Here is an 11029-nt window from a genome sequence, read left to right on the forward strand (position 1 = left end):
AGTTGTGCCACGACACGCCCGTGCATGCCAGTTGCCAATTCAATGCAACCCGCAGCTTCTTTTCGTTCCAAATATGGAAATACGCCCGCCCCTCAAGGCGATCCCGTCAATGGCGCGCGTTCAGGCCTCGGCCTCGCGCCCGGACAGCACATATTTGCAGTCGCAATAGGGGCACTCGACCCAACCGCTATCTTCGGGGATCTGCAGCCAGACGCGCGGATGGCCCAATGCGCCTTCGCCGCCGTCACAGGCGACACGGGCGGTTTCAACGATCCTGGTTTCCGGCGCTTCGATGGTCACGGCTGGCGATCCTTCTTCGGTTGTCGGCCTCGCGGGCATGTATTAGGTGCGTTTATGAGCGATGAGCAAACCGGGGGCAAGAGCCACATGAACGATGCGGCAATCAGGATCGACGGGCTGCGCAAGACCTATCGCGGCGGCAAGGGTCAGCCTGAAAAGCACGCCCTGAAAGGCATCGACCTGACCGTTCCGCGCGGGTCTGTCTTTGGATTGCTGGGCCCGAACGGGGCCGGGAAATCGACCCTGATCAACATTCTGGCTGGTCTGGTGGTCAAGACCTCGGGCAGGGTCCAGATCTGGGGCCACGATCAGGATCGTTTCCCGCGTCAGTCCCGCGCCGCCATTGGTGTGATGCCACAGGAACTGAACCTCGACCCCTTTTTCACCCCGCGCGGGGCGCTGGAAGTGCAGGCCGGTCTTTACGGAGTGCCGAAATCGGAACGCCGCAGCGATGAGATTCTCGAACTGGTCGGCCTCTCCGACAAGGCCGAGGCCTATGCCCGCACCCTGTCGGGGGGCATGCGGCGGCGGCTCTTGCTGGCCAAGGCGCTGGTGCATCATCCCAAGGTTCTGGTGCTGGACGAGCCGACCGCCGGTGTCGATATCGAGCTGCGTCAGATGCTCTGGACCAATGTGCGCCGGCTGAACGAGCAGGGCATGACCATCATCCTGACCACGCATTATCTGGAAGAAGCGCAGGAAATGTGTGACGAGATCGCCATCATCAACCACGGCGAAAAGATCGCGCAGGACAGCACCGCCAACCTGCTTGGGCGCATGGACAGCCGGACCATGGTGATCGTCCCTGACGCCGCCATTTCCATTTTGCCACAGGCCCAAGGCGTTCAGGCCGAGCTGCGCGCCGACGGCACGCTCGAACTGCAATACCGCAGTCACGACACCAGCGCCGAACAGGTGTTGGAGGCGGTCCGGCAGGCCGGTATCCGCATCCGCGACGTCCGCACCGAGGAAGCGGATCTTGAGGACGTGTTCCTCGCGCTGACCTCCAGCCGCCAGGATGACCACCCGGCCGACGATCAGGACCGGCCACGCCGGGGCATCCATCGCGTCAAGCTCTAGGCCCGGTCGATTCGCGCCTGATAGCAGTTGTTCCGCGCCGACCGAACATGAACATAGGCCACGTCGGGGCGGGCAAAGATATCGCTGACCTGTGCGGCAATCCGGTCTGTGGGCGTGATCGCCCCGGTGCCATAGACGATCCGATCGTCCTTGCCATAGCCCTTGATCAGATAATCCGGGGATGAGGTCAGAATCTCGGGCAACGCCTCGCCCTCATACCGCTCACAAGGAGCGGCGCACAGAAAGATCGGGCCGGTTTCGGCATAGGGATGTGTCTCTGAGAAAGGGCGATGCGCCAGTATCAGCATCTCCTCTCCTTCGGGAATGTTCTGCAAACAGTGGCGGCAGGGGTTGCCTGCGCCCGTCGAAACCGCGTGCTCTGGCGCAGTACCATAGGCATCCGGGCCGCCGGCCTGAAGGGCGCGTACCTCATCGGTGGGTAGGGCTGTAATTCTGAACATCTCGGGTCTCCTTTTTTCCCGACCATGCCCACCGGACCAGACCCAAGCGACCCGTTTCCTGCGTAAAGGACTCGAAAAAGAACAAAACGTGAATATAATATGGAATCGCCATGTATGCCGAACTGTCGATCACCTCGAATTTCACCTTCCTCACCGGGGCCTCGCACCCCGAGGAATACATGGAGCGTGCGGTCACCCTGGGCCTGCCTGCCATTGCCATTGCCGATGACAATTCGGTCGCCGGCATTGTCCGCGCCCATACGCAAGGGCGCGAGATTGCCCGCAAGGTGCGCGAACGGCTGGAGTGGGAGGCGCAGAACACATCCGTAGGTCCGCTTTGCCCCGATCACATTCCCAAACCGTCGTCGTACCCGATCCACGCGGTGCCACGCCTGATCCCGGCGGCGCGACTGATCTTCACCGACGCACCCACCGTCACCGCCCTGCCGCTGAACCGGCAGGGCTGGGCCAACCTGTGCCGTATCCTGTCCAAGGGCCGCCTGCGCGCCGAGAAAGGCGACTGCATCCTGCATCTGTCGGACCTGCTCGAATTCTCCGACGGTCTCCACCTGCTGCTCTGGCCACAAGCGCCTCGGTTTTCGGGCGGCGCGGATGCATGGCGGACACAGGCGCAACAGCTGACGCGCCGCTTTGCCGGGCGGATGCATCTGTTGATGCACCCCCGGTATGATGGCGCAGATAGTGCATATTTCTCTTTATTAGAGACTGAATCAAAGCGACTCGGTATTCCAACCCTCGCCAGCGCCACGCCGCTGATGCATCACGGTACCCGCCGCAAGCTGGCCGACGTACTGACCGCCATCCGCCTGCGCCGCAAGGTGGATGAACTGGGCCGCAATGCGCTGGCCAATGGCGAGCAGCGCCTGCGGTCGGAACCCGAAATGCTGCGTATTTTCAGGGATCATGAGGGCGCTGTCGTCCGCGCCCACGCACTCAGTGAACAGCTCACATTCTCGCTCGACGAGCTGCGCTATGAATATCCCAGCGAGGGTAACGAGCAGGAAACCCCAACCGAGCGCCTGCATCGTCTGGCGCATGAGGGGTTGAAATGGCGTTATCCCGCCGGGGCTCCGGACAAGGCGAAAAAGATGCTGGCGCACGAGCTCGCGCTGATCGGCAAGCTGAAATACGAACCCTATTTTCTGACCGTCCGTGACATCGTCAAATTCGCCCGGTCGCGCGGCATCCTGTGCCAGGGGCGCGGCTCGGCGGCCAATTCAGTGGTCTGTTTCTGTCTCGGCATCACCGAGGTCAGCCCCGAGATGGGCACGATGGTCTTTGAACGTTTCGTGTCCGAGGCCCGCGACGAGCCACCCGATATCGACGTGGATTTCGAACATGAACGCCGCGAAGAAGTGATCCAGCACATCTATGACCGCTATGGCCGCCACCGCGCGGGCCTCTGCGCCACGGTCGTCCACTATCGCGGCAAGCGCGCCATTCGCGAGGTGGGCCGCGCCATGGGCCTGACCGAAGACACCATTTCAGCACTCTCATCCCAGCTCTGGGGGTTTTTCTCGGCCGCCGGTCTTGAGGCCGAACGCATGCGTGAGATTGGCCTCGACCCCGAGGATCGCCGCCTGAAACAGACTCTAACACTGGTCTATGAGATCAACGGCTTCCCCCGCCACCTCTCGCAACATGTGGGCGGCTTCATCATCACCGAGGGGCGGCTGGACGAGCTTATCCCCATCGAAAATGCCACGATGGAGGGTCGTACCGTCATCTGCTGGGACAAGGATGACATCGACAGTTTGGGTATCCTCAAGGTCGACGTCCTCAGCCTCGGGATGCTCACCTGCATCCGCAAGGCGTTCGATCTGATCGGCCAGCACCACCAGACCGGCTATACGCTGGCCACCCTGCCGCCCGAGGATCCGGTGGTCTATGACATGCTGTGCAAGGCCGACTCGGTTGGCGTGTTTCAGGTGGAATCACGTGCACAGATGAACTTCCTGCCCCGGATGCGGCCGCGCAATTTCTACGATCTGGTGATCGAGGTCGCCATTATCCGCCCCGGCCCAATTCAGGGCGACATGGTCCACCCCTATATCCGCCGCCGCAATGGCGAGGAACAGGTCAGCTTTCCCTCGGACGAACTGGGCGAGGTGCTGGGCAAAACGCTGGGCGTGCCGCTGTTTCAGGAACAGGCGATGCAGATCGCCATCGTCGGCGCGGGATTCACCCCGGAACAGGCCGACCGGCTGCGCCGTTCGCTGGCGACCTTCAAGAAGCACGGCAATGTCAGCGAGTTCCGCGCCCTGTTCCTGCGCGGGATGAAGCGTAACGGCTATGACGATGACTTTTCCGAACGCTGCTTTTCCCAGATCGAAGGGTTTGGTTCCTACGGCTTCCCCGAAAGCCACGCCGCCTCTTTCGCGTTGCTGGTCTATGCCAGCGCCTGGATCAAATGTCATCATCCCGGCATCTTTGCCTGCGCGCTGCTGAACTCGCAGCCGATGGGCTTTTATGCCCCGGCCCAGATTGTCCGCGACGCCCGCGCGCATGGGGTACAGGTGCGCCCGGTCTGCATCAACGCCAGCTTCTGGGACAATGTGATGGAACCCGACGGGCGCGGCGGGCTGGCGCTGCGGCTGGGCTTCCGCCAGATCAAGGGGCTCGCGGAAGAGGACGCAAGCTGGCTCACCGCCGCACGCGGCAACGGATACCACCAGGTCGAAGATGTCTGGCGCCGCGCCGGCCTTTCCCCTGTGGTCATCGAACGCCTGGCCGAGGCCGACGCCTTTACCTCCTGCGGCCTCAGCCGGCGCGAGGCGCTCTGGGCCGCCAAGGCCATCGCCACCGCCCGTCCCCTGCCGCTGTTTGCGCAGGATATCGAAGGCGAGGCGTTGCCCGAACCCGCCGCCCGCCTGCCGCGGATGTCGCTGGGCGAAGAGGTGGTCGAGGATTACGTCGCCATGCGGTTAAGCCTCAAGGCCCACCCCGTCGCGCTGCTCCGCCATCTGCTGACGCCGGGGGAGAAGGGCGGATTTGAGACTGATATGAGCCATTTCAACTAACTTCGACTGGCTAAAGATTGCCCGGCACAACCGGTACTCAGATTTCGGTCTGGACGCCAGTTGGCTTAATCCAGGCCGGCCTCCCTCAGGTTTTTCATCAATCTGTCCAAACGGTGCCGCTCCCTGAACGGCTGATTCCGTGCGTATTCCCGCAACTTGAAATCCGGGTTCAACCTGCGCACATTTTCTACAGCCCACAGGGCATCCTCATGGCTCTTCAGTGCACCATTACATGCCGCAAGCGCGAGATAGGGTTCAACGTTTTCGCTGTCGAGGTCGATTGCGCTCTGCGCCGCCTCGACAGCCTCGTGATACCGTTCGCAGCCATAGAGCGTATTTGCCAGGATTGCCGGATACATCGGTGGCTGAACCGGCGTCAGTCGCAGTGCGAATTGGGCGAAATCAACAGCTTCGCCGGAACGGCCAAGATAGTTCAGTACAGCAGCCTTGAGAGAATAGGCGGCCGGGCAGCTTGGCCGGGCCAATATCGCTGAATTGGCATGCAGCTCGGCATCATCGAATTCACGATTGGTCAAGTGAACCTGCGCCAGAACCAGATGCGGATAACCGGTTACGTCCCTGCGGTTAATGGCCTCCCGCGCGCGTGAAATTGCCAAATCCAAAGCTTCCGACGGTATTTCACATTGTCCGGACAAAGCATCCAGCCAATAGGCCAAAGAGGCCGTGGCGTATCCGGTGGCAGCATCGGGTTCAAGCTCAATGGACAATTCCAGCAGCCGTTGCGCTTCATGGAGCTCGGCATTGTTTTTGGAAGCCCATAGCAGTGATTCACCGTTGTAGTAATTCTGAAGCGCCACCGGATTGCGGAATGCGTTCCGTGCCAACCGGTCGGCTTCACCGTGGGCCAACTGAATTTCCAAAGCGGCCACAATTTCTTGGGTAATTTCATCCTGTACCTTGAACAGCCCGGAGATATCGCCAAGCGCCCGGTCAAATTGCCCTGCCCAAAGGTATCGACCATTTGACACTTCCACCAGTTCAGCATTCACGCGAAGCTGTCCCCCCAATTCCTGCAGATTTCCTTTGAGTACATACTGAACGCCAAATGACTGCCCGAATTCTTCAAGCGACATCTCTTTCGACCGTTGCATCGAAGGTGTCTCGTCCCCGACCAGAATAAGATGCGGAAGTCTGGTCAACGCAACGACCAATCCGCTGCTGATACTGTCGGCAATTTTGCTTTGACCGATTTCGGCGCTGAGGTTTTCAAATGGCTTTATCGCCAGAAGCGGTTTTCCATATCCCGGACTCCGAAGCCGGTCAGGCCGGTTTTTGGCGGCGCCGGTGCCCGCATCCGGATGCGGGTTTTCGGCCAGCCTGTAAACTTCCACCGGTTTCTCGATATTCTTGAGCTTTCGTTCACCCGCAAATTCGAACCGGTTGGGCAGCTTGCCTACCACCGCCTGATGCACGGAACCCGAGATACAAACACTCCCTGGCTCGGCCAGGGTCTCCAATCTTGCGGCGATATTCACGCCGTCGCCAAAAATGTCCCCCTCATCCAGAATGACGTCGTCCAGATTGATCCCAATTCTGAGTTCGAACCGGCTGTCCGGAGCGGTGTCAAAATTCCGAATCGCCATTTCATTCTGGATTTCGATGGAACATTGCACAGCGTCGACGACACTGTTGAATTTCACCAGTACCCCATCGCCCATCACCTTGAAAATTCTGCCGGCGTGACCGGAGACTTTTGGCTCGATCACCTCGCCGAGGCGCTCTTTCCAAGCTGCAAGCGCACGCGTTTCATTCGTGCCCATAAGCTGGCTGAAACCAACAACATCTGCCGCAAGTATCGCTGCCAGCCTTCGCTTTACGCTTTCCTCTGCCATTGTACGTTCCGGTGAGACACCTGCCGCAATTATATCGAAAATAGAAAAAGTTGCGACTCTCAAACAAGGCTCAATCCGATCTGCTGCCTGACATCGGATGCCTGTGCGTCACATATGTCGGCAAAGTTGCGCCCGGCCGACACTGCGCTTTATCCAATTTTGGCTTCCAATTCAGGAGCGCACCGCAAAAGCCCGATCCGTTCCTCGGTCACCAAAGTCGAAACCCCGAAACACAGGTGTCGCCCCCAACGAGGCATTCCGCCCGTGGGAAGCGGCCGTGGCCAGTCCTGCCTGTACAATTGAGACAGATGGGGGGGCGACGCCTGTACAATTCGTAGCAAAACGCGGCTGCGTCTAGTCTGCGATGGCTTCCTGCACGATTCCGTCCAGCAGCGCCTGAACCTCCTGCATCGGCCCGTCGGGGTATTTCCGGAACCCGACGAGTACCTCGCCCGGCGCGTCCGGCAACTCGGCGACAAAGATGTTATAGGGACAAAAGGCGATGTTCATCGGGTCGGCCTCCATCACCTTGCGTGACACGGATGCCGAGCAGAACGAGTAAACATTTGCGTTTGAAAATAACACTTTATCAGATCCCACATCCTCGCGCGTGCGCTCCAGCATGTCGCCGACATAGCTGACATGGTCGATCACCAGCCCTTGACCCACAATGGCGCTTTCCACGGCGAAAGCCACATTGTCAAAACTGTCAGGGGCGCTGTATTTCACCATATCTTGCGATTGAGCCGACGAGGCCACCAATATGAGGCTGGAGGTCAAGAAAAACTGTTTCAATTTCATTCTCCCTTTGTGATCGGTCGTGGCTTGCCACAGAGCATCCCTGCGATCAGTCTGAACATTATTACGGGGCTCTCCCTGCCCACATTAACATATCGGAGTATTCGCATGGGTTTTGCAGTGAATGCAATCGAAGTGATGGCCTTTGTTTTCGTGACCACGGCCGGACTCTTCGTTCTGGCCGCGATGGTTCTGTTTTGCATCGACCGGTTCCAGACCTCGGATGCGATCCGAAGGAACTATCCGGTCATCGGTAGATTTCGTAGAATTTTCACTGAGTTAGGTGAATTCTTCCGCCAATATTTCTTTGCCATGGATCGCGAAGAGCTCCCGTTTAACCGGGCGCAAAGGGATTGGGTCGGGCGCGCGTCCAGCGGCAAGGACAACACTGTCGCCTTCGGCTCTACCCGCAACCTCAGCATTCCGGGCACCCCGATATTCGTCAATGCGCCCTTTCCCACGCTGGACGACGATGCCGCAAAAACCGAACCGCTGCTGATTGGTCCGACCGCCCGTGTGCCGTATCTGGCGCCGTCCTTCTTCAACGTTTCCGGCATGAGCTTCGGCGCCTTGTCGAAACCCGCGGTGCAGGCCCTGAGCCATGGCGCAAAGAACGCGGGCATCTGGCTGAACACCGGCGAAGGAGGCCTCAGCCCCCACCACCTGCAAGGCGGCTGCGACATCGTTTTCCAGATCGGAACCGCGAAATACGGTGTGCGCGATGAACACGGAGACATCAGCGATGACAAGCTGCGCGAGCTGGCCGCGCAGGACTCGGTGAAAATGTTCGAGATCAAGCTGGCCCAGGGAGCCAAGCCGGGCAAGGGCGGCATTCTGCCCGGCGTCAAGGTGACCGAAGAAATCGCGGCGATCAGGGGGATTCCGGTGGGGCAGGACAGCCTGTCGCCGAACCGGCATCTGGATGTTTCAAATCTTGAAGACCTGCTGACCATGATCACCCGGGTCAGGGATGTCACCGGCAAGCCTGTCGGCATCAAGACGGTGGTTGGCACCGAGGACGTCTTCCAGAATTTTTTTACCGCGATCAGCGCGCGGGGCACCGACTGCGCCCCGGATTTCATCACTATCGACGGCGGCGAAGGTGGCACCGGGGCGGCGCCGATGCCGCTGATTGATCTGGTGGGCATGTCTGTGCGCGAAGCCTTGCCGCTGATCAACAATCTGCGCGACGAACACGGCCTCAAGGACCGTATCCGGCTTATTGCCAGCGGCAAGCTGATCAACCCGTCGGATGTGGCCTGGGCGCTGGCGGCCGGTGCCGATTTCGTGACCTCGGCGCGAGGTTTCATGTTTTCGCTGGGCTGTATCCAGGCGCTGAAATGCAATCGCAACACGTGCCCGACGGGGATTACCACGCACAATCCACGCTTTCAGAAAGGCCTCGTTCCGCAGGAAAAAAGCAAACGCGTGGCTCTCTATGCCAAGGAGATCATCCACGAGGTTGAGATCATCGCCCATTCGGTCGGTGTAAGCGAACCGCGCCAAATGCGGCGCCGTCATGTCCGGATCATGCAGGATAACGGACGTTCGCTTCCGATGAACGAGATCCTTCCAAGTTACAATTCCATGCCGTGAAAGTGAGTGGAGTTGCTTTGCGCCGCTGATCAATCACGCCTAAATCGACAACATGTGAATTGACCGGAGACTAAAATGGCCCACCGCTGGCAGAATGACCTGAGCCTCGCTGATGTGACCCCTGAGGCTGCGTTCCTGAACCGAAGACGGTTTATCGCGGGAGCGGTGGGTCTTGGCCTCGCGGCGGCACTGGGCCGCCCGGCGGCCGCCGAGGCGCTGGAGCCGAACAGCTGGGAACAGATCACCGGCTACAACAATTATTACGAATTCGGCACGGGCAAGGAGGATCCGGCTCGATACGCTGGGGTTTTGACCACCGATCCGTGGACGATCAGGATCGACGGCTTGGTCGAGCGCCCCGGCGACTATTCCTTTGAGGACGTAATGTCCGAAATGACGATCGAAGAGCGTATCTACCGGTTCCGCTGTGTCGAAGCTTGGTCGATGGTGGTACCCTGGAACGGGTTCGAGCTGGCTGACCTGCTGAATATGGCGGGCGTTCAGGAAGGCGCGAAATACGTGGCCTTCGAAACGCTCTATCGCCCCGAAGAGATGCCCGGCACGCGCTATCCGGTTCTGGACTGGCCCTATCGCGAAGGGCTGCGGTTGGATGAAGCGATGCATCCTCTGACGCTGATGGCCACTGGCATTTATGGCAAACCGCTGCCAAACCAGAACGGCGCACCGCTTCGGCTGGTGGTGCCGTGGAAATACGGCTTCAAGTCGATCAAGTCGATCGTGCGGATTTCCTTGACTGATTCCGAGCCGCCGACCAGTTGGAACATGTCCATCCCGAATGAATACGGGTTCTATAGCAACGTGAACCCCAACGTGAATCATCCGCGCTGGAGCCAGGCCACAGAACGCAGAATCGGCGGTGGCCTGTTTTCCAAACGGATGCCGACGCTGATGTATAACGGCTATGAAGAAGAAGTCGCAGGGCTTTACGAAGGCATGGATCTGGCGAAATACTTCTGACCGCATGGATCGTCTGAACGCATATCTCCGCCGTGTTCCGGTCTGGCTGGTCTATTTGATCGGCGTCTTGCCCGCGCCATGGCTTTTATATCTCGGCGCCACCGGAGGGTTGGGGATCGAGCCGATCAAAGAGCTGGAGCACGAACTGGGCAAATTGGCGCTGCAACTGCTGATCCTCGGTCTGGCCGTGACGCCGCTGCGCCGCTGGACCGGGCTGAATCTGTTAAAGTTCCGCCGCGCCATCGGGGTGCTGGCTTTTTACTATGTGTGCTGCCATCTGTTGGTTTGGCTGGTTCTGGATGTGCAGATCCCGGCCCAGATTTGGGCGGATATCCTCAAACGGCCATATGTCACGGTTGGTATGGCGGGCTTTGTGCTGTTGCTGCCTTTGGCTGTGACGTCGAACAACTGGTCTTTGCGTCGGTTGGGTTCGCGTTGGCGCGGTTTGCATCGGTTGGTTTATCCTGCGGTTGTGCTTGGTGCGTTTCACTATGTGATGTTGGCGAAGGGTTTTCGGATTGAGCCTCTGATTTACCTGTGTGTTGTGGCTGGTTTGGTTTTGCTTCGGTTTGTTGGAAAGCGGGGCAGGGCGGTTGCGTGAACCGGGGGGTGTCGTGTTTTGTGGATGCGGTCATGTGAGTCTGTTCGGACCCGGACCGCGAGTCGGCATTCGGTGTGGTGGCGATGGGGGCGGGCGGTGTCTCTGAGCGGGGTTTGGCTGGGCGCTTGACTATTAAGCAATTGAAATCATGAGTATAATTTTCATTCCGCAAGTTTTTTCCCCTTTTTTGAATTTTGTGCTTGCGGAGGTTTGAGGTTGGGCCTAGAACCCCCTTCACCGGCGCTGCTGAGGCGGTGCTGACGGGTCGGAGAGACGGCCGGACACGCTGGAGAGACGGCGGGGACGCTCAGGATAGACTGG

Annotated in this window: 9 protein-coding genes; 5 read left to right on the plus strand and 4 right to left on the minus strand. The window is 59.4% G+C overall.

Annotation, left to right across the window (positions count from 1 at the left end; translation table 11 throughout):
• Positions 1-120: 120 nt before the first annotated feature.
• Positions 121-300, minus strand: coding sequence for a zinc-finger domain-containing protein (locus ACR0AO_RS11810; protein WP_480603644.1), 180 nt, complete (start codon positions 298-300; stop codon positions 121-123).
• An 87-nt stretch (positions 301-387) separates the two neighbouring features.
• Here ACR0AO_RS11810 and ACR0AO_RS11815 point away from each other — a divergent pair, with 87 nt between their 5' ends.
• Entirely contained in the window at positions 388-1380 is a 993-nt protein-coding gene (locus tag ACR0AO_RS11815) for an ABC transporter ATP-binding protein (RefSeq protein WP_480603676.1), read from the plus strand.
• Here the strand turns inward: ACR0AO_RS11815 and ACR0AO_RS11820 are convergent.
• The gene (locus ACR0AO_RS11820; protein WP_480603647.1) at positions 1377-1841 is read right to left on the minus strand and encodes a DUF1203 domain-containing protein; all 465 of its coding nucleotides are present in this window, start codon (positions 1839-1841) and stop codon (positions 1377-1379) included. The genes ACR0AO_RS11815 and ACR0AO_RS11820 overlap by 4 nt on opposite strands.
• A 110-nt stretch (positions 1842-1951) precedes the next feature.
• Between ACR0AO_RS11820 and ACR0AO_RS11825 the strand changes: the two genes are divergently transcribed.
• Positions 1952-4882 (plus strand): error-prone DNA polymerase, encoded by a 2931-nt coding sequence (locus tag ACR0AO_RS11825; RefSeq protein WP_480603648.1) that lies wholly within the window; start codon positions 1952-1954, stop codon positions 4880-4882.
• 65 nt (positions 4883-4947) lie between these two features.
• On the opposite strand, the gene ACR0AO_RS11830 is transcribed toward ACR0AO_RS11825, so the two are convergent.
• Both ACR0AO_RS11830 and ACR0AO_RS11835 read right to left on the minus strand, forming a co-directional pair.
• Positions 4948-6735, minus strand: a complete 1788-nt coding sequence (locus ACR0AO_RS11830) for an adenylate/guanylate cyclase domain-containing protein (protein WP_480603650.1) — start codon at positions 6733-6735, stop codon at positions 4948-4950.
• Between the two features lie 354 nt (positions 6736-7089).
• Complete coding sequence (locus ACR0AO_RS11835) at positions 7090-7536, minus strand: DUF302 domain-containing protein (RefSeq protein ID WP_480603653.1); 447 nt, start codon at positions 7534-7536, stop codon at positions 7090-7092.
• Positions 7537-7641: 105 nt separating this feature from the next.
• On the opposite strand from ACR0AO_RS11835, the gene ACR0AO_RS11840 reads away from it, so the two are divergent.
• From ACR0AO_RS11840 to msrQ, 3 genes are all read left to right on the plus strand, one after another.
• The gene (locus tag ACR0AO_RS11840) at positions 7642-9129 is read left to right on the plus strand and encodes an FMN-binding glutamate synthase family protein (RefSeq protein ID WP_480603654.1); all 1488 of its coding nucleotides are present in this window, start codon (positions 7642-7644) and stop codon (positions 9127-9129) included.
• 75 nt (positions 9130-9204) lie between these two features.
• Positions 9205-10107, plus strand: coding sequence for a protein-methionine-sulfoxide reductase catalytic subunit MsrP (gene msrP, locus ACR0AO_RS11845; RefSeq protein WP_480603657.1), 903 nt, complete (start codon positions 9205-9207; stop codon positions 10105-10107).
• Between the two features lie 4 nt (positions 10108-10111).
• Positions 10112-10708 (plus strand): protein-methionine-sulfoxide reductase heme-binding subunit MsrQ, encoded by a 597-nt coding sequence (gene msrQ / locus ACR0AO_RS11850; RefSeq protein WP_480603661.1) that lies wholly within the window; start codon positions 10112-10114, stop codon positions 10706-10708.
• Positions 10709-11029 lie beyond the last annotated feature (321 nt).

The organism is Ruegeria sp. AF8, from assembly GCF_056541825.1.

What these genes read in the sequence shown, in the direction of transcription:
- ACR0AO_RS11840 (WP_480603654.1), top strand. Translation starts at nt 7,642, where the DNA reads ATGGGTTTTGCAGTGAATGCAATCGAAGTGATGGCCTTTGTTTTCGTG.
- ACR0AO_RS11830 (WP_480603650.1), bottom strand. Translation starts at nt 6,735, where the DNA reads ATGGCAGAGGAAAGCGTAAAGCGAAGGCTGGCAGCGATACTTGCGGCA.
- ACR0AO_RS11825 (WP_480603648.1), top strand. Translation starts at nt 1,952, where the DNA reads ATGTATGCCGAACTGTCGATCACCTCGAATTTCACCTTCCTCACCGGG.
- ACR0AO_RS11835 (WP_480603653.1), bottom strand. Translation starts at nt 7,536, where the DNA reads ATGAAATTGAAACAGTTTTTCTTGACCTCCAGCCTCATATTGGTGGCC.
- msrQ (WP_480603661.1), top strand. Translation starts at nt 10,112, where the DNA reads ATGGATCGTCTGAACGCATATCTCCGCCGTGTTCCGGTCTGGCTGGTC.
- msrP (WP_480603657.1), top strand. Translation starts at nt 9,205, where the DNA reads ATGGCCCACCGCTGGCAGAATGACCTGAGCCTCGCTGATGTGACCCCT.
- ACR0AO_RS11815 (WP_480603676.1), top strand. Translation starts at nt 388, where the DNA reads ATGAACGATGCGGCAATCAGGATCGACGGGCTGCGCAAGACCTATCGC.
- ACR0AO_RS11820 (WP_480603647.1), bottom strand. Translation starts at nt 1,841, where the DNA reads ATGTTCAGAATTACAGCCCTACCCACCGATGAGGTACGCGCCCTTCAG.